Below are 22,845 nucleotides of genomic sequence, written 5' to 3' on the forward strand. Positions count from 1 at the left end.
GGCTCCCGCCTGCCGCTACGTCAGGGTCAAGCCCGATTCTGGCCCACCATGGCGGGCGCGTCCGGCCGCCCGTACAGATAGCCCTGACCGCGTGGGCACCCGATCGCGGCGACCGCCTCGTGCTGGCGCTGGGTCTCCACCCCCTCGGCGACGACCGTCAGATCGAACGCGCCGGCCAACCGGGTGACCATCTCCACGGTGGCGTACGCACGGTCGTCCGACCCGAGCCGGGTCACGAACGACCTGTCGATCTTCAGCTCGGTCGCCGGGATGCGGTGCAGGTAGCTCAGTGACGAGTAACCCGTACCGAAGTCGTCGATGGCGATCTTGATGCCCAGCTCCCGGAGCTGGTGCAGGCGCTCCAGCACCGCCTCGGTGCCCTCGATCAGCGCCGACTCGGTCAGCTCCAGGGTCAACGCCCGCGGCGCCAGCCCGGCGGCACTGGTGGCAGCGGTGACCGTCGCGATCAGGTCCGGACGGCGCAGGTGCGCGGCGGCGATGTTCACCGCCACTGTCGCGTCCGGCACCCGGCCCCGCCAGGTCGCCGCGGCCCGGCACGCCTCGTGGATCACCCACCTGTCGATGGGCAGGATCAACCCGGTCTCCTCAGCCAACGGCAGGAACTTCGACGGCGGCAGCATCCCCAGCCGGGGGTGCCGCCACCGCACCAGCGCCTCGGCACTGCGTACCGCGCCGGTGGCCAGATCCACGATGGGTTGGAACTCCAGACGCAGTTGGTCCTCGTCGACCGCGCGGCGCAGATCGGCGATCAGCTCGGCCCGCGACACGGCCGACTCGCGCAGCGCCGACGTGCACGTCCGGTACGCGGACTTCCCGGCGGCCTTGGCCGCGTACATGGCGATGTCGGCGTCGCGCAGCAGATCGGTGTGCGAGGCGTGCTGCGGGCCGAACTCGGCGATGCCGATGCTCGCCGACGGGTGCACCCCGACGTCGTCCTCACCGTCGGAGGGCCGCAGCGCGTCCAGCAACCGCTCGGCGAGCCGCTCGGGTGAGACCGGTCGGTCACCGTCGACAAGCACCGCGAACTCGTCCCCGCCGAGCCGGGCGATGATGCCGTCGCCGTCCACGACGGCCCGCATCCGGGCCGCCAGCCCGGTCAGCAGGGTGTCGCCGGTGGCGTGCCCGAAACGGTCGTTGACCTGCTTGAACCCGTCCAGATCGAGCAACAGCACGGCCACCGGCCGCCCCTTGCGCAGGGCCAGGCGCAGCCGCCTGTTGAACAGCAGCCGGTTGGGCAGCCCGGTGAGCTGGTCCCCGTACGCGAGACGGCGCAGCCGGACCACCAGCCGCAGGTTCTCGTTGGCGGCCAGCCCCTGCCGCACGGCGAGAGCCGCGAGCAGGACCATCATGGTCACGAAGATCAGGTGCGGGGTCTGCCCGGTGGGTCGGCGGGCCAGCACCACCGCGACGATCGCTCCACCCACCGGCAGGTACGGCAACGCCACCCGCCACCAGGGCGGCAGCGGCGACTCGGCGGTGTCGTCGGTGCCGTCGCAGTCCGGCGGCGGCGGATTGCGGGAGGCCAGGCCGATCAGCAGATAACTCACCGGCCAGCACAGGTCGATCGGGTGACCGGCGGCGTAGTCGGCACGCGCGACGAGCGAGACGTAGACGACGTCGGCGACGACCCGCAGGGTCAGGCTCGCCGCGAGCAGACTCATCGGCCGCCACATCGGCCGAGCCGGCCCGGCCACCGCGACCAGGATGGTGAGCTGCATCAGGTCGAACATCGGGTAGAGCAGGCCCAGCGTGCGCGCCGGATCGGCCAGCTCGGCGGAGGCGACGCCCCGAAACACCAGCACCCAGGCGATCGGCACCAGGGCCAGGGCGACGATCACCCCGTCCAGCAGCGTGCGGGCCCGTCCCACCGCGGTCCGTGGCGCGGACGGCGAGCTGAGCAGCGCGGCCGTGCCGGTGAGGATCCCGGCGGTGAAGACCACCCCGACCACCGGTGTGTGCGGCAGGTCGCCGCCGACGAGACGCTGCACCGTCCAGATGGCCCGCCCCAGCGCGGCGAGCGCCATGGTGACGGCGAGCAGCGTCCAGAACCGGCGCAACGGCACCGGGTGCCGGCGGGCCACCCCGACGCACGCCACCGTGGCCCAACCGGCCACCAGCATCCCGCCGACGTCACTGACCAGGGCGGCACCCGGCAACGCGGCGAACAGCCAGCACGCCTCCACGAGGATGACCGCGGCCGCCAGGAACGCACCGACGGGGTTGGGTTTCCCCACAGCCTGCTTCACGTCCTGACGGGACACGGGTGCTCCGGCTTCGTCGTGCGTGCACCCTCGGAAGGACCGGTCCACGGCAAACCCCGAAAGCCTAACCAGCGCCCAGGTACGCCGCCAGAGCCGAACGTCCGCGCCGGTCGAGCCAGCCCCGGCCCCGCGAACCCGCGGCCCAGCCCCGGGCCTCGACCTCGATCAACTGCGGCCGCCGGAGCGGTTCCAGGGTGAGCGGGGCAGCGCGGTGCCGGCCAGCGGGCGGCGAGGCCGTCGGCGTTTGCGTCGCCCAGGGGTACAGGACGGGCGGGCGACGGTGTGAACCGCCACGTCGGCCGGGGGCATCGGTCGGCCGATCAACCAGAACAGGAGGCGATCCATCCCGGGTCAGCCGACCGGGAGGCGTTCGGCGTCGGACTTGGAGATCTCGTACTGCGCCGCGCAGAAGGTGCACTGCTGCGCGTACCTGGTGCGGATCGGGATGAGGGGGATGAAGAAGAGGGAGAACTTCGTCGACCGGCGGGTGATCACCTGTGCGGCGTGGTTGCCGCAGTGGCGGCACACCTGCTGCACGACACCGGACCGGTAGACCTTGGTACGCAGACCAAAGATGAGGAACATCGCCCGCCAGTACCCACCCAACCGCGAAAAGTCACCCCGCAGCGCCGACGAACGCGCCGCGAGCGCCGACCTCTGCTGGGTCGACGCTCGCGGCGGGGTGTCAGTGACTCAGCTGGCCGGTGCCGGCTCCAGGCCGGGGACCTCCTCGGCGAGCCAGATCGGCTGCCAGTCCGGCACCTCGTGGAAGCGGCGCAGCTCGAACAGCCCGGCAACCGACCCACTCCAGGCCCCGTACGGGGGGTTGGCCTCGTCGAAGCCGCTCTGCACGAAGGTCAGCGTGGTCCGGCCAGCGGACTCGGCCAGCTCCCAGCTCGTCACGCCGGTCGGCCCCCAGTCGACGGACATCCGTCGGCCGGGCTCCAGGTCGACGATCTTCGCCGCGTAGCCGTGCTCGAAGCCACCCATGGCGTACCGGCCGCCGACCCAGGGCTCGATGCCGATCGGGTAGCCGAACCAGGCGCTGGCCTGCTCGGAGTCGGTCAGCGACTCCCACACCTTGTCGGCCGGGGCGGCGATGACCAGCTCACCCCGCAGGTCGGCGGAGGTGAAGTCGGTGCGGGGCAGCAGTGGCTTGCCCTCCAGGTGGGCGGCCAGGTTGGCGATGGACAGCGCCCAGTACGTCTGGAGCACGCCCCGGATGCTGGAGCCGCTCATCGCCTCGGCGAAGTCGAAGTGGCTCTGGGTCAGCGTCAGCACGGTGCTGTCCGGGCCCTCGGCGGTGAGCTGCAACTCGCTTGTGGTCTCCACCCCGTCGAGCAGCCAGGCGAAGCGCAGCGTGTCGTCGTCGGCGTGCAACAGCCGCTGGTGCGGGGCGTCCCCCTCGGGCGTGTAGCGGCCCCAGAACTCGTACCGCTGGGGCAGCTCGACCTCGGCGTGCTCGGCCAGCCAGAGACGCAGCTCCGCCGGGTCGGTCAGGGCCTGGCGGACACGCCCGACCGGCGCGGAGAGACGGGCCTGCACCTTCAGTGGTTCAGTCATGGTCGTTCCCTTTCGGATAGCAGGCCACGGCGAGCTTGAAGGCATCTCCCTCGCTGCCGCCGTAGCGGGTGAACAAGTCCTGAAGTGCGGTTTGCAGGTCGTGCAGGAACTGCTGGCGCTGCTCCGCGGGCACCCGGATCGCGCCGGAGACCCCGATCGAGGGCAGCTCGGGCGCCGCCCGGTCCAGGGCGGCGATGTCGGCCTGGACCTCTTCCATCAGGTCGAGCAGGTAGCCGAGGCTCAGCTCGTCGCCGACCCGGCGCAGCCCGATCCGGCCGACGAGCCGGGGGGACAGCCAGTACGACCGGGCGGCCGCCTGGTAGATGCCCTCGGTGATGCCGCGGACCTTGCGTTCGTTGACCAGCTCGACGAGGCCAGCCGCGACGAGCTGCTTGACGTGGTAGTAGACGCGCTGTGGCGTCTGGTCGAGTCGAGCCGCGACCTCGGTGCAGGTGCGCGGTTCGGCCAGTTGCCGCAGCACCTCGACGCGCTGCGGCTTGAGCAGGACTTCGGCCTGCTCGATCTGCTCCAGGTACAGGACGTCTCTCATGGCAAAATCAGTTTGTACGTACAAAATCTGTTTGTCAATCGGTTCGCGAGAAGCCGTGCCGACTTTCCTCGGCACGGCTTCAGGCGACGCTCAGCAGATGGTCAGGGCAACCAGTCGGGCCGCAACGGGTAGCCGTTCACGCCGTCCGGGCCGTTGTGCGTGGCCAGCACCTGGTGCAGCTGGATGCCGTTGCGTTCGAACGCCATCCGGGACCCGGCCATGTACAACCCCCACACCCGGGCCGTGCCCGCACCCACCTCGGAGACGCAGAAGTCCCAGTGCTCCACCAGGTTGCGGCACCAGGCGGCAAGCGTCAGCGCGTAGTGCTGGCGCAGATTCTCCTCGTGGTGCACCTCCAACCCGGCGTCGTGCACCTCGCTGATCAGCCGGCCCGGGCCGGCCAACTCGCCGTCCGGGAAGACGTACCTGTCGATGAACGCGCCGGAGCGGTGCGGCGCCCGATTGTCCGCACGCGTGATGGTGTGGTTGAGCAGCCGACCCCCGGTCCGCAGCCGGGACCGCAACGCCCCGAAGTAGGTCGGGTAGTTGCGCACCCCGATGTGCTCGGTCAGACCGATCGAGGAGATGGCGTCGAACTGCTCCGCCGGCGCGTCCCGGTAGTCCAGGTGCCGCACCTCGGCCAGCCCGGTCAGCCCCTCCCGCTCGATCGCCGCCTGCGCCCACTGCGCCTGCGCCTTCGACAGGGTCACCCCGAGCGCCTTCACGCCGTACTCGCGGGCGGCGTGCCGGACCATGCCGCCCCAACCGCAACCCACGTCCAGCAGCCGCATCCCCTTCTTGAGCGCCAGCTTGCCGGCGACCAGGTCGTACTTCGCAGCCTGGGCCTGCTCCAGCGTGTCGTCCGGAGACCGGTAGACCGCGCAGGTGTACGTCATCGACGGGCCGAGCACCTTCTCGTAGAAGGCGTTGGAGACGTCGTAGTGGTGCGAGATCGCCGTGCTGTCGCGCACCCGCGAGTGCCGCAGCCCGTTCATCACCCGCTTCCACCGCGGCAACGCCTCCTGCGGTGGTGCCGGTGGCGGCATCAGCCGCTCCCAGCCCAGCCCACGGACCAGCGCCAACCCGTCGGCAAGCGACGGTGGGCGCAGGCGCAACTCGTCCTTGAGCACCCGCAACGCCTCGTACGGGTCACCCGGGTGCACCCCCTGCAACGCCAGGTCACCACTGACGTAGGCCCGGGCCATGCCCAGGTCGCCGGGGGCGGTGAGCAGGTAGGACAAACCCCGCTCGGAACGGATCGCCAGGGTGATGCCGGCGTCGGACGGGCCGACGGAACTGCCGTCGTACCCGGTGATCCGCACCGGCAACGGCCCGGCGGTGACCGCGCGGATGACATCCGCCACGGTCGGACCCGTCTGCCGGCCCCCCGCCGGCGGGGTGGCGGGGACGCTCGCCGCCCCCTGATCTCTGTCGGTCAGGCTCATGCTCGTGCTACCGCCTTTTCGTACAGTCCCGTCAGCCGGTGGTCCGGGTCGTAGCGGTCTTTCACCGCCCGCCACGCGTCGCCGCCGTACAGGCGATCGAAGGCGTCCCGGTCGTAGTACGCGTCGGAGTAGAGCGACTTGTGCCCGCCCAACTCCGACACCCTGCGTTCGATCGTGCGGTTGACGTCGCCGTCGGCGGCGCCCGGCGCGATCGGCACGGTCCCCCAGAACCCAATGTTGAGGTAGTCCTGCCCCGGCCGGAGTGGATACAGCGGCCAGGCCCGCGCCGATCCGGCGCCCGCCGGCTCGCGCAGTCGCAGCGGACACAACCACACCGGGGTCATCCCCACCGCGCCGGCGAACCAGCGCAGGAATTCGGCCGCCTGGCCCAGCGGGATCTCCACGTCCTGCACGACCCGCTCCCGGGCCGGCTGCCCACGCAGCCGGTCGATCCGGGCCGCCACGTGATGCCGGTGCTCGAGGCGGACCAGTCGGTGGTAGACGTCGCTGCGCCGGTACCGCGCCGGCCAGAGCCTGCGCACGACCGGGTGCTGCGCACCGAACGCCGCCGAGCACCAGAACCAGTCGGTGTCCCAGCGCCAGAGATAGTCGTACGCGGTGAGCACGTCCCGGGTGCGCTGGCGCAGCGACCGGTAGTAGATCGCCTGACCGGTGTAGTCGCTGGGCGGGTCGGCCGTGTCGGTGAACCTGGCGAACACCAGGTACGCCTCGCCGGGGCTGAACATCACCCCGTCCATCGCGTCGACCGTCTCGCCGGCCCAGGACCGGGTCGCGGTGACCTCGGCGATGGCGTCGGTGAGCGCCTCCAGTCGGGTGAACCGGACGTTGCGCAACGACACGTACCGGCCGATCGGTTGCAGCTCGATGCGCAACCGGGTGGCATAGCCGAGGCTGCCCAGCGAGTTGGGGAACGCGGTGAACAGGTCGGCGTGCTCGCCGTCGGGTCGGACGGTGACGATCTCACCGGAGCCGGTGAGGATGTCCATCTCCCGGACCGACTCGTGCGGCAGGCCGTTGCGGAACGTGGTCGACTCGATCCCGAGGCCCGTCACCGCGCCACCCAGCGTGATGGTGCGCAACTGCGGCACCACGAGCGGCATCAGCCCGTGCGGCAGCGTCGCGTCGACCAGGTCCTCGTAGGTGCACATGCCCTGCACGTCGGCGGTACGCCCGGCCGGGTCGACCGACAGCACGCCGTTCAGGCCACTCACGTCGAGCCCCGGAGCCCGGGGTGCGGACCGGGGGCGGAACAGGTTGGAGGTGCGTTTGGCCAGCCGGACAGGCTCGCCCGTGGGCACTGCGGCGTACGACCGCCGCAACGTGTCCACCGCTTGATCATGGTCAATGGGGTGGTGATCCACACGCTCAGCGCGCATGTGATCACCTTACGCGCGTACTCGCGAAACCGTGGGATGTCGGCCGGGGCAGTTTCCCGTCCGAGCGGGGGCCGGACGGTTACCGTGGCGGGCATGCCATCGCCCGCGATCACCGCCCTGAACGCCGCCGGATTGTCATATCGGCTGGTCAGCCACGGTGCGGTCGGCAGTCTCGCGGAGGCCGCCGCAGCCCGGGGAGTCGCGATCCCCGACGTGGTGAAGACAATCGTGGTCCGCCGCAGTGCCGATGATCACGTGTTCGTCCTCACCCCCGGCGACCGGGTCGTGTCCTGGCCCAAGCTGCGCACCCTGCTCGGGGTGCACCGACTCTCCATGCCGGACGCTGCCGGCGCCCTGGCCGCGACCGGCTACGAGCGCGGCACCATCACCCCGTTCGGCGCGAGCACGGCCTGGCCGGTGATCGCCGACGAACGGCTGCGCGGCCGGGAGATCACGCTGGGCGCCGGGGAACGTGGCCTGGCCATCGCGCTCGACGCCGACGCCGCCATCGCCGCCCTCGACGCCACCGTGGCCGACGTCACCGACCCGCAGCCCACCCGCTGACCGCTGTCCGCGCCGGTCCGGGTTGTCGGCCGACCCACCGATTGGCCGTCGCCGCCGGCCGTGGGTGAGGATGGCGGCTATGTCCGCGCCCGAGGAACGCCGCCCCGACCCCACCGGCGAGGAACGCCGCCCAACCCCTACCGGCACCGTCTACGGCGGCAGCCGACGGGCGGCACGATCCGGTCCACTGGCCGATCCGCTGTTGCGGTTGGCGCTGGCGGTCGGGCTGGTCGGCATAGTCCTCGGGGTGGTCTTCGCCACCGGGCTCCTCGACGGTGACGAGCCGAGCGTGCCGGCGACGGTCGGGGCCTCGTCCTCCGCCGGGGCGCCCACCGCCGCGGCGGGCGAGCCGAGCCCGAGCGCACCCACCGAGCCGCTGACCGGGGCCCGGGTGTTCAAGGCCGACTCGGGCCTCTGCCTGGGGCTCTATGGCGAAGGCCAGCAGGCGAAGGCCCACCTGGCGGTCTGCACCGGCGACCCGGCGCAGGATTGGGTGATCACCCCGGTCGGCCCGGAGGTGTCGACGGTGGCCAACGCCGCGTCCGGGCAGTGTCTCGACGTCGAGGGTGGCAGCCAGGACGACGGCGCGCCGCTGATGCAGTTTCCCTGCCACGGTGGGGCCAACCAGCAGTGGCGGCTGAACTCCACAGGCGCCGGCCCGGTGCTGATGGTCGCGGTGCACAGCGGCAAGTGCGCCCAGGCCGACGACGAGGGCACCCAGGCCGGCGACGACATCCGGCAGCGGCCCTGCGACAGCGGGCCAGCCCAGCAGTGGACCCTGGGCTGACCGCCCGACCCGTGCCGTCTCAGCCCTGGAACCGCCACGCCTTCGGTGCGGTCGCGGCGGCCAGCACGGCCTCCGGAACCCCTTGGCCCGGCCTCCGACGCAGCAGCAGCGACAGCCCGGCGGCGCCGATCGACAGCGCTCCGGCCACGTACCAGGCCACCGCGTAGTCGCCGAGGCGGTCCCGCACCAGCCCCGCAGCTGTCGCGGCGAGGGCCGCGCCGAACTGGTGGGCGGCGAACACCCAACCGAACACCACCGCCCCGGCGCCACCGAAGTACTCCCGGCACAGCGCCACCGTCGGCGGCACGGTGGCCACCCAGTCCAGCCCGTAGAAGACGATGAACACCAGCATGCTCGGCTCGGTGGTGCCGGTGAACAGGCTCGGCAGGACCAGCAGCGACGCCCCCCGCAGCGCGTAGTACATGCCGAGCAGCAACCGGCTGTCCACCCGGTCGGTGAGCCAGCCGGAGGCGATGGTCCCGACGATGTCGAACAGCCCCACCAGGGCGAGCAGCCCCGCGGCCGTGGTCTGGGGCATGCCGTGGTCGTGCGCGGCCGGCACGAAGTGCGTACCGACCAGGCCGTTGGTGGTCGCCCCGCAGATCGCGAACCCGCCGGCCAGCAGCCAGAACGGCCGGGTCCGGGCCGCGGTCGTCAGCGCGCCCAGCGCCCGGCTCGCCGCGCCGCCGGTCGCCGGCGGCGCCGCGACGACCTCGGTCGCCCCGTAGGCGGGCAGGCCGAGATCCGCCGGGTGCTCGCGCAGCAACCACACCACCAGGGGTACGACCGCCAGTGCGGCTCCGGCCACGACGAGCGCGGCGGTACGCCAGCCGTGGTCGCGGACCAGGATGGCGATCAGTGGCAGGAACACCAGTTGGCCGGCCGCCCCACCGGCGGTCAGCACTCCGGTGACGAGGCCCCTGCGGTGCACGAACCAGCGCCCGGTGATGGTGGCCACGAACGCCAGCGCCATCGAGCCGGTGCCCAGCCCGACCAGCACACCCCAGCAGAGCAGCAGTTGCCAGCTGGCGTTCATGAAGACGGTCAGCCCACTGCCGGCGGCGACCAGCAGCAGCGCCACCGAGACCACCCGGCGGATGCCGAACCGGTCCATCAGGGCGGCGGCGAACGGCGCGGTGAGCCCGTAGAGCAGCAGGTTGACCGACACGGCGGCGGAGATGGTGGCCAGCGGCCAGCCGAACTCCTCGTGCAGCGGGTGCAGCAGCACCGACGGGGTGGCGCGGAAGCCGGCCGCGCCGACCAGCGCCACGAAGGCGACGGCGGCGACCAGCCAGGCGGGATGCAGAAGGCGGTTCTTGGTCACGGAACAAGTCTGGGTCCGGTCGCTCACCTCGACGAGTGGCCGGAAAGCCATCATGCGCAATAATCGGGCCATGAGCGCTCGCCCGCACCGGATCGCCGTACTCGCCCTGGACCACGTGGTCGGCCTGGACCTGGGCACCCCGTCCCAGGTCTTCAGCACCGCCCGGGCCGCCGACGACACGCACTTCTACGACGTCCGGGTGTGCACACCGGGCGGCCGGCCGGTCCGCAGCACCGGCGGGTTCCAGGTGCTCCCCGACCATGGTCTGGAGCTGCTCGACACCGCCGACACGGTGATCGTCCCGGGCATCCACGACAGCTCCACGTTGGCCTCGGGCACCGTCGAGCCGGAGGTGATCGAGGCGCTGCGGGCGGCGTACGAGCGAGGTGCCCGAATCATGTCGATCTGCACCGGCGCGTTCGTGCTCGCGGCCGCCGGGCTCCTCGACGGGCGGCGGGCGACCACCCACTGGGCGTACGCCGAGCGGTTCCGCCACCTGCACGGCCAGGTGCACCTCGACCCGGATGTGCTCTTCATCGCCGACGACCGGGTGCTCACCTCGGCCGGAGTCGCCGCCGGCATCGACCTCTGCCTGCACGTCATCCGCCTCGACCACGGCAGCGAGGTGGCCAACCGGGCGGCCCGCCGCTGTGTGATGCCACCGTGGCGCGACGGCGGCCAGGCGCAGTACATCGAGCAGCCGGTGCCGAAGGCGACCGACACCAGCACGGCGGGCGCCCGGGAGTGGGCGCGGCAGCGGCTGCACGAACCGATCGCGCTCCGCGACCTGGCCGAACAGGCGCGGATGAGCGTGCGCACCTTCACCCGGCGCTTCCGCTCGGAGACCGGCCTGAGCCCGGCCCAGTGGCTGCTGCAACAGCGCACCGACCACGCGCGGCTGCTGCTGGAGACGACCGACCTCAGCGTCGACCAGATCGCCCACCGCTCGGGTTTCGGCACCACCGCCGCCCTACGCCAGCAACTCCACCAACGCATCGGCGTAGCGCCCTCGACCTACCGCCGCACCTTCCACCCGCGAAGCGAGCTGATCGGCGGCTGATCCCGCCCGGCACCCTCGCCACGCACCCCAGCCGCGCAGCCCCGCCACCGGGGCGGTCCTGCCGCCGGGGCCCGAAGCCACCGCCCAGGGCACCGCACTTTGAGCGCGATGCCCGACGCCCGCTTCAGGAGCGGAGCAGGTGCAGCTGGGACTGGTGTTTGGGGAGGTGCACCCGCATGTGCAGGTCCAGGGTGCGGGACCAGGGCAGCGGCTCGTCGACGACGAGGTCGAAGCCCTCGCGTAGGTGCGTCGCGACCGGGGTCTCGGCGGCGAGGCCGAGCCTGTCGACCAGCCCGCACAGCCGGCCGCTGGTGCCGTGCAGCAGCGCGGTCAGACCCCGCAGACCACCCTGCTCGGCGGCGAGCGCGTCGAGCTGCGGACGGTGCATGTCCTCCTCCAGCTCGTAGTAGGCGAACGGTGACCCGGCCAGCAGCGCCTCGGTGGCCTGGATCATCAGCTCGTCGTTGGCGACCAGGTGCGCGACGATCTGCTCGGCGCTGAGCTGCCCCTCCGGAGCCGGACCGAACCCGCCTGCGTCGACCTCCGCGAACAGGGCGCCGTAAGCCCGCCGCAATCCCCCGCTCTCCATTCCCCCAGTCAACAGGCCCCGCCGGGACTTAGCGGCGGGATTGGCGGGAGCGGAGGTAGTCGCTCACCACGTACTCGCCGAGGTCGCCGGCTTCCGGGGTGAACATGCGGCCACGGCTGCGGCGGGCCACCGCGTCGACGAAGCGTCGCAGGCCCGGGTCGTCGCCGAGCATGAACAGGTTGAGCGTGGCGCCGTAGCGACTCAGCCGGTCCACCTCGCGGACCGTCACCTCGATCGTCTCCGGCAGCGGTGGCCAGTGGAACAGCGCCTCCCCGTCGTCCGGGTCCAGGTGGGCCGTGGGCTCCCCGTCGGTGACCACCAACACCACGGGTTCGGCGTCCGGGTGCCGGCGCAGGTGCCGCCCCGCCAGCCGCAACGCGTGCTGGAGGTTGGTGCCCTGTTCCCCGTCCGGCTCGACGGCCGCCAACTCCTGCTGGGTGAGCGTCACCGCCTCCCGGCCGAAGCCCACGATCTGTAGGGCGTCCTGTGGGAAGCGCGTCTCCATCAGGTGCGCCAACGCCAGGGCGGTCTGCTTCATCGGCCCCCAACGACCCTGCGAGATCATCGAGTACGACAGGTCGACGCAGAGCACCACCGCGGCCGAGGCCCGCTTCTCGGTCTCCACCACCTCGAAGTCGTCCACCGCGAGCTGCACCGGAACCGTCGGCCCGGCCCGGCTGACCGCCCGGGTCAGCGTCCGGACCACGTCCAGTGGCTGCTCGTCGCCGTACTCCCAGGGCCTGGACGCACCACTGACCTCGCCGGCGGCTCCCGCCGAACGCAGGTCGTGCTGGCCGCGCGGCCCGGCGGTCAGATCGGAGAAGACCCGTCGCAGTGCGGTACCGCCGAGCCGGCGCAGCGCCTTCGGGCTCAGCGTGAGCCCTTCGGCGTCCCGGCTCACCCAGCCCTGCCGGCGCAGCTCCCGCTCCATATCGCGTAGTCGGCGGACGTCGTCGGCGGCGTCCCGCCCCAGCGTGCGGGCCACCGCGTCGACGTCGACGTCGTCCAGGGTCGCCCCCGGATGTTCCTGGTCGAGCTGGTCCAGCAGGTCGTCCAGCTCGCCGATCTCACCCAGCGCGCCGGCCGCGTCGGCGTAGCCCAGTGGTTGTTCACCCCGGACCCGCTCGCCGCGCCCCCAGCGCAGGTCGGGGCGCAGCGCCCGCAGGTTGGCGTCGAGCGCGGACAGCTCACCCGCGAGGCGGTCGCCGAGCGACTGCTGCATCAGACCGGCCAGCTCGGCGCGCTGCCGGTCGGAGAGCGAGTTCATCAACCGCTCACCGGCCGCCGAGCGGCGGGCCAGCACGTCGATCAGCTCGTCGACGGTCTCCGGCTGCTCCGGAAAGAAGTCGCCGTGGCGGCGCATGAACTCGGCGAACGCGTCGGTGGTGTCCTCCGCACGGCCGTGCCGGGCCAGCAGGTCGTTCAGGTCGCTCATCATCTCGGCGAGCCGCTGCTGGGCGGCCGGGTCGGCGGACGCGCGTACCGCGTCGCGCAACCCGGCGAAGCGCTGACCGAGCACGTCGTCACGCAGCTGGTCGAGGATCTGCTGGTACGACCGACGGGCGTCCTCGCTGGCCCACTGGTAGCCGGACAGCTCCTCCACCGCCCGCGCGGTCGAGCGGGGCAGGTTGTCCAGCACCGACTCGGCGAACCGCGCGGCGTCGTCGTCGCGACCGCGCAGCTCGTCCCGCTCGGCGGCGAGGGCCTGGTCGAGCAGTGCCCGAGCCCTGGTCACCGCGCCGTCCAGGTCGCCGCGCCGCAGTGCCTCCCGGCGCAGCCGCCGAGCACGGGCGGCCAGGTCGTCCAGCCCGCCCCGCCCCTGCGGGCCCCGGCGCAGCAGGTCGCGCAGCGCCTCCCGCAGGCTGCCGCCGGCCAGCACCTCGGCGCCGACCGCGTCCACCGCCTCACGCACGTCGTACGGGGGTGCCAGCGGGTCGGGCCCGCCGTTCCACTGCCCGTACCGGAACCGGTTGCCGGCCATGGTCAGCCCCGACCGCCGTAGACGGTGCGCCCCGAGTCGGTGACGTCCTTGCCGAGCCGCCGGGTCAGGTGCAGCCCCTCCAGCACGAACTCGACGGCGGCGGCCGCCTCCTCCGGGGTGGGCGCGTCGCCCAGGTCGAGCCGGTCGAGGACCTTCGCCAGGCCGGGCACGGTGCCGACCTGCCGCAGCAGCTCGGCGGCGCTGACCAGTTCACCGGTCTCGATCGCCGCGCCGTCCTCGACGAGCGCGGTGAAGCCGGACAGGTCCAGCCCGGCCAGGTGGGCGCGGAACGTCTCGGCGGTCGCGGTACGCAGCAGGTGGGCGAGGATCTCGATCTCCCGCCCCTCCTCGCCGCTCTCGAACTCCACCTTGCCGCGCAGCGTGCTGGTCACCGACACCGCGTCGCCGACCCGGGCCACCGCGGCCTCGGGGCGGCCCTGCGGGGTGCCGGCACCGGCGAGCAGGCCGGCGCGGCGCAGCGCGGCACCGGCGACCGTCTCGGCGGCGGCGATGGCGAACCGGGCGGAGACACCGGAGCGCGGGTCCACCGAGGGCGACTCGCGCACCGCGCGGGCGAAGCGGGCCAGCACCTCCAGCACGTGCTCCGGCACGGCGGCGACCAGGTCGGCCTCCTGCCGGATCAACGCCAGCTCCAACTCCAGGTCGACCGGGTAGTGGGTACGGATCTCCGCGCCGAACCGATCCTTGAGCGGGGTGATGATCCGGCCCCGGTTGGTGTAGTCGTCCGGGTTGGCGCTGGCCACCAGGAGCAGGTCCAGCGGCAGCCGCAGCTGGTAGCCGCGAACCTGGATGTCCCGCTCCTCCAACACGTTGAGCAGCGCAACCTGGATGCGTTCGGCCAGGTCGGGCAGCTCGTTGACGGCGAAGATGCCCCGGTTGGTACGCGGCACCAGCCCGAAGTGGATGGTCTCCGGGTCGCCGAGGGTGCGGCCCTGGGCGATCCGGATCGGGTCGACGTCACCGATCAGGTCGCCGACGCTGGTGTCCGGGGTAGCGAGCTTCTCGCCGTAGCGCATCGAGCGGTGCAGCCAGCCGATCGGCAGGTCGTCGCCGGCCTCGGCGGCCTGGGCGCGGGACGCGGGGGTGAGCGGGTGCAGGGGGTGCTCGTTGAGCACCGAGCCGGGGATGACCGGCGTCCACTCGTCGAGCAGTGCGCCGAGCGCGCGGATCAGTCGGGTCTTGCCCTGGCCGCGTTCGCCGAGCAACACCATGTCGTGCCCGGCGAGCAGGGCCCGCTCGACCTCGGGCAGCACGCTGTCGTCGTAACCGACGATGCCGGGGAAACGGGCCTCGCCGGAGCGCATCCGGGCGAGAAGGTTGTCGCGGAGTTCCTGCTTGACGGTGCGGTACTGGTGACCGGCTGCCCGAAGCGCGCCGAGCGTGCCGGGCAGGTCGGCCGGTGGAACCGGGATTACCGGGTTAGACGCAGTCACCAGACCCACGCTAGCTCACATCCGCACGGGTGCCCCGGGCATCAGGGGAGGGGATCGGTCAGCCGGACGGGGTGACGAAGCCGGACTCGTAGGCGGCGATGACCGCCTGGGTGCGGTCGCGGGCGCCCAGCTTGGCCAGCACGTTGCCGACGTGCGTCTTGACGGTCTCCACCCCGACCACCAGATGCGCGGCGATCTCCGGGTTGGACCGGCCGGTGGTCATCAACCGCAGCACCTCGGCCTCCCGTTCGGTGAGCCGGGCGCGGCTCAGCCGGTCGCCGCCCGCCGGCCCGTACGCCCCGACCAGTTGCCGGATCGCGGCCGGGAAGAGCAGCGACTCACCGGCCGCGACCACCCGGACCGCCTCCACCACCTCGGCGGGCCGGGCCCGTTTGAGCAGGAAACCGGAGGCTCCGGCGCGCAACGCCTCGTAGACGTACTCGTCGTTGGCGAACGTGGTGACCACCAGCACCCGGGGCGGGTTGGCGGAGGTGGCCAGCAGATGCCGGGTGGCCTGGATGCCGTCGATGCCGGGCATCCGCACGTCCATCAGCACCACGTCCGGCCGGTGCCGGGCGACAAGCGGTGGCACCTCGGCACCGTCGGCGGCCTCGGCGAGCACCCGCAGGTCGGGTTGGGCGTCGATGATGGCGCGCAGCCCGACCCGGATCAACTCGTCGTCGTCGACGATCAGCACCCCGGTCGTCATGTCGTCTCCTCGTACGGCAGGCGGGCCCGGATCAGCCAGCGGTCGCCGTCCGGCCCCACGGTGATCCGGCCGCCGAGCAGCAGCACCCGCTCCCGCATCCCGTCCAGCCCTCGGCCGGGCCGCCCCAGCTCAGCCCGGTCGGGCTTGCGTACGGCGTTGACCAGCTCCAACTCCAGCGCCCCCGGATGCAGGTCCAGCCGCAGCGTCACCGGCCCGTGGCCGTACCGGGCGGCGTTCGTCAGTCCTTCCTGGACGATCCGGTAGCCCTCGCGGGAGACCGCCGGGGGCAGCCGCGTCGGGTCGCCGACGCGATGCGCGTGCACGGTCAGGCCGGCGGCGCGGGTGTCGGTGACCAGCCGGTCCAGGTCGGCGAGGGTACGCTGCGGCGTCAGTGCCCGGGTCCCGCCGCCGGCGTCCCGGAGCAGCCCGAGCACGTGGTCCAGCTCGTCCATGGCCGTCCGCCCGACGTCTTCGATGGCGGTGAGCGCCCGCCGGACGAATTCCGGGTCGGTGTCGAGGACCTGGCGTGCCGCGCCGGCCTGGAGGGTGGCGACGGTCAGCGCGTGACCGACCGAGTCGTGCAGCTCCCGGGCCAGCCGATTGCGTTCGGCGAGCCGGGTGGCCCGCGCCTCCAGGGCGGCGATCCGTTCCGCCTGCGCGGGGCCGAGCAGCACCGGCGCCATCAGACCGGCGAGCGCGCCGAGCCCCGCGACGGCATAGCCGAGGCCGACGAGCATCGCCACCCCGGTCAGGGTCAGCCAGCCGCTGTCCCGCCCGTCCAGCGGACCGAACCGTTCCCGGCTGGTCAGCTCGGTGCCGATGCCGAACTGCTGGGCGATGAAGGCCAACGCCATCGGCAGGGCACTGACCAGCGCGAGCATCACCAGCGCGCCGACGATGAGGTGGGTGGCGATCCAGAGCGCGCTGCGCAGTCGGGTCTCCCGGTCGCCGCGGTGCCCCAGTGCCGGCTCGGGCAGGTCGACGCCGAGCAACGCCCGTACGGCGGCGATCTCCAGGGCCCGGCTGCCGTCCAGCAGCAGCGGCACCACGGCGATCAGCGCCGCGACGACCAGCAGCGCGTACACGAGTGAGCGGGGGATCTCCGGGGCGGTGAGCATCTGGGCGAAGGTCACCGCGAGCACCCCGTACGGCAGTGCCAGCACCCCGCCGAGCAGCAGGAACACGCCGCGTCGCCAGGTGGTGCCGGCGACCAGCGGGGCCAGTGCCGCGCGGAGGGTCACCCCGTCATTCTGCGGCCGGGATCGGCTGCGGCGACTCCCCCGTGCCGGGGAGATCTCAGCGGTGGTCAGCCACGTACCGCTGTGGGTCCTTGTCGCGGAACGGAAGGTTGCGCCCGTTCTTGTGCTCGCCGTAGAAGGTCAGCCAGCGCTGGCCCAGCTCGGCACGGAGCTCGGTGCTGGCGTGCCGGCGGAAGTCGGGCAGCGCCTCGTCCTCCTCCTCGGCCAGGTGTTCGCTGTTCTCCCGGCGGGCCGTGCCGACCGCCGCCCACCACTGGTCCGAGCCGACCGGGTGCAGCTTCGCCTCCGCGATGGCGTCCCGGATCTTGTTGTGGTCACCGATCGCGTCGGCGGTCTCGTCCTCGCCGTCGTCACCGTGCTTGACCAGGTGCGGGTAGAGGATCGCCTCCTCCGCCTCGGCGTGGATGTCCAGGTGCAGGGCGAGCGCGTCCCAGATGGCGAGCAGCTCCTGCTCGTCGCGGGCGTCGTCGAGGCGGGCGAAGCCGCGCCGGAAGGCGGCGTGGTCGTCCAGGATCAGTGCGGTGATGTCGTCCACGTAGCTCACTTTCCGCGGGGCCGGGGCCGGTCGTCGCGTCGAAACTACCCCGATGTTCGGCTTCCCACGCCCGATCTCGGGCACGTCGGACCGCGGCTAGGCTCATGATCGTGACCTACCTCGCCGCGGATGACCGCTACGACACCATGACCTACCGGCGCAGCGGACGCAGTGGCCTGCGACTGCCCGCCGTCTCCCTCGGGCTGTGGCACAACTTCGGCCCGGACCGCCCGTTCGATCGGCAGCGCGACATCGTCCGGCGTGCCTTCGACCTGGGGGTCACCCACTTCGACCTGGCCAACAACTACGGGCCGCCACCCGGCGCGGCGGAGGAGAACTTCGGTCGACTGCTCGCCACGGACCTGAAGCCGTACCGGGACGAGTTGGTCATCTCCAGCAAGGCCGGCTACCTGATGTGGCCCGGCCCGTACGGTGAGTGGGGCTCGCGCAAGAACCTGATCTCCTCGCTGGACCAGTCGCTGGGCCGGATGGGGCTCGACTACGTCGACATCTTCTACTCGCACCGGTTCGACCCGGAGACCCCGCTCGAGGAGACGATGGGCGCGCTGGACGCGATCGTCCGCTCCGGCAAGGCGCTCTACGTCGGCATCTCCAACTACGACTCGGAGCAGACCGCGCGCGCCGCGGCGATCCTGGGCGAGCTGGGTACGCCGTTGCTGATCAACCAGCCGTCGTACTCGATGCTCAACCGCTGGACCGAGTCCGACGGCCTGCTCGACACGCTGGAGCGGGTCGGCGCGGGGTGCATCGCGTACAGCCCACTGGCCCAGGGGCTGCTGACCGACCGCTACCTGGGTGGCATCCCGGCCGACTCGCGGGTGCGCACGAGTGTCTTCCTCAACGAGAGCGACCTCAGCGACGAGAAGATGACCACCATCCGGGGGCTCGGCGCGGTCGCCGAGCGGCGCGGCCAGTCCCTGGCCCAGCTCGCACTCGCGTGGGCGCTGCGCGACCCGCGGATGACCAGCCTGATCATCGGGGCGAGCAGCGTCGCGCAGTTGGAGACGAACATCGCCGCGTTGGACAACCTCGACTTCACCGCCGAGGAGTTGGCCGAGATCGACGGGCTGCTGGGCTGACCGGCGCGGGCGGGCCGGGTCACCAGATCCGGCGCCGCCCGACGCGGTGGTTGCGCACCTCGCACTGCCGGCCCGGCGGTGCGGTGCCGCCGCGGCGTCGCCGCCCCGCGCCGATCAGCAGCGCCAGGACCAGCACGGTGGCGGCACCGGCCAGCACCGGCCAGCGAGCGCCGAGGTCGGTCACCGACGCCACCGGCACGCCCGGGTCGGCCGCCGCCGCCACCTCCGCCGGGTCGGTGGCGGCCGGCCCACTCGCGGTGGTACGCGGCGCGGCCGCGGCGCTCTTCGCCGCACCGCTCTTCGCCGTGCGGAACACCACGTCCGAGCAGGAGTAGTAGGTGTCCTGGGTGTTCGAGTTCTGCCAGATCGTGTAGATCAGGTGTCGACCCTCGCGCTTCGCCGGCAGCCGCCCCGCCAACTGGTACGCCCCGGCCCGCACCGGCGGGTCGGTGAGTGTCAGAAACGGGCGTGCTTCGAGGTCCGCCCAGGTCAGTGGCGCTGTGGGGTCGTAGCCGGACGTGGTGACGTAGAGCCGGAAGGTGCCCCGGTGCGCGATGGTGCTCCGATACCGGAAGGTGAACTTCGCGCCCGCGCTCAGCTCGGTGGACGGCCAGTCGGTGCGGGGCAGGTCCAACCCCCGGTACGCGGACAACCCACCGCTGCACAGCTCGCCGTCCGGGATCCGCTCCCGGTCCCGCCCGTTGATCGCGGCGACCCGTACGTTGTCCCATTCCCGGACGGCGGCGCCCGCTTCGACAGCGGCCCGGCAGGCGGCGGTGGCCGCGTACCGGCCCTCGGGTCCGCAGGCCGCCGCCCGGCTGATCGGGTCGGTCGGGGCGCCGTGCGCGGCGGCGGGTGTGGCGGCCAGCGGCACGGTCGCGGCAGCGACCAGCACCGTGGCGAGGAGCCGGCGTACGGTCATGAGGTTGACCTCCCGCCCACTGGTACGGCCGGCGGAGGGCAAAGGTTCGACGTCGGCCGTTGGTGACCCCACGCAGGTCGCGGGAATCCCCGGGGTGGACGCGGCGTTTCGATACTCGGAACCGCTGAGACCGAGGAGGCAGACATGAAGGTACGTACCTCGTTGCGTGCACTGAAGCAGAAGCCGGGTTCGGTGGTGGTCCGCCGTCGTGGCCGGGTGGTCGTGGTCAACCGCGCCAACCCGCAGTGGAAGAGCCGCCAGGGCTGACCCCCGCCCTTACCGGACATACAGTCGACAACCGCCCTGACCGGGTCCTCCGGTCAGGGCGGTCGGCATGGACGCCGACGTCCGCCCGTGCTCACACCTCGTCATCGGGCCGTGGAAGTTGGCTCTTGTCCGGTTTGCCGCTGGGCGCGAGCGGGACGCGATCGATGATCGTGACGGTTCGCGGCACCGCGAGATCGTGCACCCGTACGGCCACCAACTTGCGCAACACGTCCGGATCGGGCGTTCTCCCGGCCACCGGCACCACGTAGGCGTGCACGGCCTCGCCGGTCATCTCGTCCGGACGCCCGACGACGTACGCCTCGGCGACGGCGGCATCGGCGGCGAGGGCCCGCTCCACCGGCCCGGCGTGGACCATCTGCGCGTTGACGATGATCACGTCCCGCACCCGCCCGAACAGCCGCAGGTATCCGTCGGCGCCCAACTCCCCCAGGTCACGGGTACGCACCCAGCCGTCCACGAACACCTCGGCCGACTCGTCCGGGTCCTGCCAGTACGAGGATGCCTGCGTGGGTGTGCGGACATAGATCTCCCCGCCGCGAACGGAGACGTCCACGGCCGGACGGCCGACCGTGGCGAGCGTGGCCGCGTCGGTCAGCATCTCGGCGGGCGTCACCATGGAGATCATCGACGTTTCGGTCTGCCCGTAGCCGTGGAAGAGCACCGGGCCGAGCACGTCGAGCGCCTCCGCCAGCCGGCCCGGCGCGAGTGGCGAGCCGGAGACCATGAGCGCCCGCAGGTGCCGCAGGTCCACCGGGTTGGCGCGCTGGTCCCGGATCAGCTGGTGCAGCTTGCCGACGGTGATCACGCTCGCGGTGGCGCGGTGTTCGACGAGGGCAGCCGGGAAGACCGGTCGGGGCGCCACGACGAGGGTGCCGCCCGCCGCGAGGGCGAGGATGCCGTACTCCAGCATCACCTGACTGGCCAGCGAGCCGAAGACCAGGTAGCGCCGCATCCGGGTGGCCAGGTCGGCGATGGCCGGCGGCCATCGGTCCGGGTACGGGACCCAGGCCGCCGACATCGCCGCATAGGTCTGCACCACACCCTTCGGCGTCCCCGTGCTGCCGCTGGTCCAGATGATCCGCGCGGGCTCCTCGGCCCGTCCCGCCGCGACGAGTGGGAGCCCGTCGTCGGGATGCTCGGTGAGCGCGGCCAGTCGAGCCGAGTCGACCACGAGGGATCCGGACAGCTGTGCCGGGCTCAGGTCGGCACGCCACCCGGACACCCGGGCCCCGACGGCGAAGGCGGCGATCGTGGCGGCGAAGGCGGGGGCGGTGACCGGCAGGTCGAGCGTGACGCCCACTCCGGGTCCCGCGCCGGACGAGCGCAGCCCGGCCGCGACGCGCCGGATCAGACCCGCCATTTCCGAAGCGGTCGTGACGGTCGGACCGTCCTCGAAGACCGGCCGGTCCCCGCCGGCAGTCAGGAGGTCGAGGACGGGCTGCGGCCAGACGTCAGCGGGCATCGGCGAGGACGCCCTTGACGAAGACCTCCAGAGGCTGCCGATGCACGGTCGGCAGGTCCCAGGTGTTCTCCAGGTTCTCCGCCAGGTGGTGCTCGGCGACGACCTGCCCGTCGCGCAGCACCCGGACGACGGGGTGGAGATAGCTGGCGTCGTGTGCGGCGGTCGCGTCGTTCTCGGCCGGGCGCGGCACGGTGACGTCGAACGGGTCGACCTGGTCGTGGTCGGGGCCGTACTCCAGGGTGACCAGGAACGCGAACACGTCCGGCTCCGCGTCCCGCAGATAGGCGACCGGCACCTCCTCGCGGTAGCGGGCGGCGTCGCCCTCGACGGTGACGACATCGCCGAGCACCGAGAACTGCTGCCACAGCGCGGAGCTCACGTTGATCCGGGCGATGATCGAATCGGCGATCGCCTCGGGCGTCGGGGGGATCTCCCGGGACGGCCAGGGTTGCCCGTGGTGCCGCTCGCGGAGGATGTGGTGCAGGGCGCGGGTGGCATAGCGGAAGCCGTGGATGAAGCCGTTCGTGGACTTCTTGAAATCACGCTGCTGGCTGAGGGTGCCGGCGAAGTAGAGACCCGGGACGTTCACCGACTCGAAGGCCGGCGTCTGCGCCGGGAACCGATCATTGATGACCAGCTCCGGTCGGGCGGACTCGGCGAAGACGGACGCGTCGAAGCGGAATCCGGTGCAGAGGATGACCCGGTCGTACTCCAGTTCGCGCAGATTCTCGACCGCCCTGGCGTACCGGAAAAGCACCCGGAATCCGCCGCCCTCCCGCTGACTGATCCGCTCCACCGTGCCATCGAGTACGGCGTTCTGTGACTTCAGCTGATAGGTGTCCAGGAAGTTGTTGTTCACCGCGCGCAGGTGCCCGACGTAATGGGTCCGCCAGGCCAGCCTGATCGAGTGCGGCCCGGCGACGTGAATCGTGGCGGCGGTCTCGACGAGCGCGTCCGCGGTCTCGAAGGCCGAGTTGCCCTTACCGATGATCAACACACGCTGGTTGACGAAATCGGCGGGGTCGACGCTGACGGTGTCGTAGCGCTCGGCCAGGTCCGCGCCCTCGATCGGCGGCCGGTAGAGCTCGGAGACGCCGGTGGCGACGACGACTCTGCGTGCCGTCCAACTGCGGTCGCCGGCCTGCACGGTGAACACCTCGTCGGTCTTCGACACCGAGGTCACCCGGGTGTCGTAAACGACGTTCAGACCCCGCGCGAAGTCGGCGAGATAGCGCACGAGATCCTCCGCGGCGGGGAAGTAGCGCGTGCTGTAGTACTTGAAGAGCATCCCCGGATCGTCGGTCAGCAACGAGTTCCAGTCCGACCGTAGATTGAACTCCGGGTCGGTCGACCCGGTCCACACCTTGTTGATCGAGATCAGCTGGCGATGCCGGGGATAGGTCTCGAAGAATGTGCCCGCCCGGGGGCCGCCCTCCAGCACCACGTAGTCGTGACCGTCGCGCTCGAGCAGGGTCGCGAGCTGCAGGCCTGCCGGCCCGGCTCCAATGATCAGGCAATCGTGCGTCATGCGCCGCAATTTACTGAGGCAATTTCAGAGCGCTCTGAGAAATTGC

At 72.0% G+C, this 22,845-nt stretch carries 21 protein-coding genes; 5 read left to right on the forward strand and 16 right to left on the reverse strand.

Annotation, left to right across the window (positions count from 1 at the left end):
* Positions 1-26 precede the first annotated feature (26 nt).
* From ACGFIQ_RS04030 to ACGFIQ_RS04055, 6 genes are all read right to left on the reverse strand, one after another.
* On the reverse strand, positions 27-2,267 hold the full coding sequence (locus tag ACGFIQ_RS04030) for a putative bifunctional diguanylate cyclase/phosphodiesterase (RefSeq protein WP_393238823.1): 2,241 nt from the start codon (positions 2,265-2,267) through the stop codon (positions 27-29).
* 366 nt (positions 2,268-2,633) lie between these two features.
* Positions 2,634-2,867 (reverse strand): zinc-ribbon domain-containing protein, encoded by a 234-nt coding sequence (locus tag ACGFIQ_RS04035; RefSeq protein WP_393238826.1) that lies wholly within the window; start codon positions 2,865-2,867, stop codon positions 2,634-2,636.
* A 108-nt stretch (positions 2,868-2,975) separates the two neighbouring features.
* A complete protein-coding gene (locus tag ACGFIQ_RS04040) occupies positions 2,976-3,845 on the reverse strand; it encodes an SRPBCC family protein (protein WP_393238829.1) in 870 nt (289 codons plus the stop codon).
* A complete protein-coding gene (locus ACGFIQ_RS04045) occupies positions 3,838-4,395 on the reverse strand; it encodes a helix-turn-helix domain-containing protein (RefSeq protein ID WP_357071882.1) in 558 nt (185 codons plus the stop codon). Before ACGFIQ_RS04045 ends, ACGFIQ_RS04040 begins: the two co-directional genes overlap by 8 nt.
* 101 nt (positions 4,396-4,496) lie before the next feature.
* The gene (locus tag ACGFIQ_RS04050) at positions 4,497-5,840 is read right to left on the reverse strand and encodes a class I SAM-dependent methyltransferase (protein ID WP_393238831.1); all 1,344 of its coding nucleotides are present in this window, start codon (positions 5,838-5,840) and stop codon (positions 4,497-4,499) included.
* Positions 5,837-7,237, reverse strand: coding sequence for an FAD-binding oxidoreductase (locus tag ACGFIQ_RS04055; RefSeq protein ID WP_393238834.1), 1,401 nt, complete (start codon positions 7,235-7,237; stop codon positions 5,837-5,839). The genes ACGFIQ_RS04050 and ACGFIQ_RS04055 overlap by 4 nt, the downstream gene beginning before the upstream one ends.
* 93 nt (positions 7,238-7,330) lie before the next feature.
* Between ACGFIQ_RS04055 and ACGFIQ_RS04060 the strand changes: the two genes are divergently transcribed.
* Positions 7,331-7,801: an aminoacyl-tRNA deacylase gene (locus tag ACGFIQ_RS04060; protein WP_393238837.1), complete on the forward strand. Its 471-nt coding sequence runs from the start codon at positions 7,331-7,333 to the stop codon at positions 7,799-7,801.
* Between the two features lie 79 nt (positions 7,802-7,880).
* The gene (locus tag ACGFIQ_RS04065; protein WP_393238840.1) at positions 7,881-8,588 is read left to right on the forward strand and encodes an RICIN domain-containing protein; all 708 of its coding nucleotides are present in this window, start codon (positions 7,881-7,883) and stop codon (positions 8,586-8,588) included.
* 19 nt (positions 8,589-8,607) lie between these two features.
* On the opposite strand, the gene ACGFIQ_RS04070 is transcribed toward ACGFIQ_RS04065, so the two are convergent.
* On the reverse strand, positions 8,608-9,912 hold the full coding sequence (locus tag ACGFIQ_RS04070; RefSeq protein ID WP_393238843.1) for an MFS transporter: 1,305 nt from the start codon (positions 9,910-9,912) through the stop codon (positions 8,608-8,610).
* 52 nt (positions 9,913-9,964) lie between these two features.
* Here ACGFIQ_RS04070 and ACGFIQ_RS04075 point away from each other — a divergent pair, with 52 nt between their 5' ends.
* Positions 9,965-10,972 (forward strand): GlxA family transcriptional regulator, encoded by a 1,008-nt coding sequence (locus tag ACGFIQ_RS04075; RefSeq protein ID WP_393238846.1) that lies wholly within the window; start codon positions 9,965-9,967, stop codon positions 10,970-10,972.
* 124 nt (positions 10,973-11,096) lie between these two features.
* Here the strand turns inward: ACGFIQ_RS04075 and ACGFIQ_RS04080 are convergent, their stop codons facing one another.
* Genes ACGFIQ_RS04080 through ACGFIQ_RS04105 form a run of 6 tightly spaced genes read right to left on the reverse strand, consistent with a single transcriptional unit; the run spans position 11,097 to position 17,499 of the window.
* Positions 11,097-11,561 carry a hypothetical protein gene (locus tag ACGFIQ_RS04080; protein WP_393238849.1) on the reverse strand — a complete coding sequence of 155 codons (465 nt, stop codon included), beginning with the start codon at positions 11,559-11,561 and terminating at the stop codon, positions 11,097-11,099.
* A 28-nt stretch (positions 11,562-11,589) separates the two neighbouring features.
* The gene (locus ACGFIQ_RS04085) at positions 11,590-13,542 is read right to left on the reverse strand and encodes a VWA domain-containing protein (protein ID WP_393238852.1); all 1,953 of its coding nucleotides are present in this window, start codon (positions 13,540-13,542) and stop codon (positions 11,590-11,592) included.
* Between the two features lie 2 nt (positions 13,543-13,544).
* The gene (locus tag ACGFIQ_RS04090) at positions 13,545-15,005 is read right to left on the reverse strand and encodes a sigma 54-interacting transcriptional regulator (RefSeq protein ID WP_393238855.1); all 1,461 of its coding nucleotides are present in this window, start codon (positions 15,003-15,005) and stop codon (positions 13,545-13,547) included.
* A 49-nt stretch (positions 15,006-15,054) separates the two neighbouring features.
* On the reverse strand, positions 15,055-15,705 hold the full coding sequence (locus ACGFIQ_RS04095) for a response regulator transcription factor (RefSeq protein WP_393238858.1): 651 nt from the start codon (positions 15,703-15,705) through the stop codon (positions 15,055-15,057).
* A complete protein-coding gene (locus ACGFIQ_RS04100; RefSeq protein WP_393238860.1) occupies positions 15,702-16,946 on the reverse strand; it encodes a sensor histidine kinase in 1,245 nt (414 codons plus the stop codon). Before ACGFIQ_RS04100 ends, ACGFIQ_RS04095 begins: the two co-directional genes overlap by 4 nt.
* Before the next feature lie 55 nt (positions 16,947-17,001).
* Entirely contained in the window at positions 17,002-17,499 is a 498-nt protein-coding gene (locus tag ACGFIQ_RS04105; RefSeq protein ID WP_393238863.1) for a hemerythrin domain-containing protein, read from the reverse strand.
* Positions 17,500-17,603: 104 nt separating this feature from the next.
* Here ACGFIQ_RS04105 and mgrA point away from each other — a divergent pair, with 104 nt between their 5' ends.
* Positions 17,604-18,599 carry an L-glyceraldehyde 3-phosphate reductase gene (mgrA, locus tag ACGFIQ_RS04110; RefSeq protein WP_393238866.1) on the forward strand — a complete coding sequence of 332 codons (996 nt, stop codon included), beginning with the start codon at positions 17,604-17,606 and terminating at the stop codon, positions 18,597-18,599.
* A 19-nt stretch (positions 18,600-18,618) separates the two neighbouring features.
* Here the strand turns inward: mgrA and ACGFIQ_RS04115 are convergent, their stop codons facing one another.
* Positions 18,619-19,521, reverse strand: coding sequence for a lytic polysaccharide monooxygenase (locus ACGFIQ_RS04115; RefSeq protein ID WP_393238869.1), 903 nt, complete (start codon positions 19,519-19,521; stop codon positions 18,619-18,621).
* A gap of 144 nt (positions 19,522-19,665) precedes the next feature.
* Between ACGFIQ_RS04115 and ACGFIQ_RS04120 the strand changes: the two genes are divergently transcribed.
* Positions 19,666-19,788, forward strand: coding sequence for a 50S ribosomal protein L36 (locus tag ACGFIQ_RS04120; protein WP_357071839.1), 123 nt, complete (start codon positions 19,666-19,668; stop codon positions 19,786-19,788).
* A gap of 91 nt (positions 19,789-19,879) precedes the next feature.
* Here the strand turns inward: ACGFIQ_RS04120 and ACGFIQ_RS04125 are convergent, their stop codons facing one another.
* Together ACGFIQ_RS04125 and ACGFIQ_RS04130 are read right to left on the reverse strand one after the other, a co-directional pair.
* A complete protein-coding gene (locus ACGFIQ_RS04125) occupies positions 19,880-21,271 on the reverse strand; it encodes a class I adenylate-forming enzyme family protein (RefSeq protein WP_393238872.1) in 1,392 nt (463 codons plus the stop codon).
* Positions 21,261-22,799 (reverse strand): NAD(P)-binding domain-containing protein, encoded by a 1,539-nt coding sequence (locus tag ACGFIQ_RS04130; RefSeq protein WP_393238875.1) that lies wholly within the window; start codon positions 22,797-22,799, stop codon positions 21,261-21,263. The genes ACGFIQ_RS04125 and ACGFIQ_RS04130 overlap by 11 nt, the downstream gene beginning before the upstream one ends.
* Between the last annotated feature and the right edge of the window lie 46 nt (positions 22,800-22,845).

This window comes from Micromonospora sp. NPDC048898, from assembly GCF_043198035.1.
Lineage (GTDB): Bacteria > Actinomycetota > Actinomycetes > Mycobacteriales > Micromonosporaceae > Micromonospora.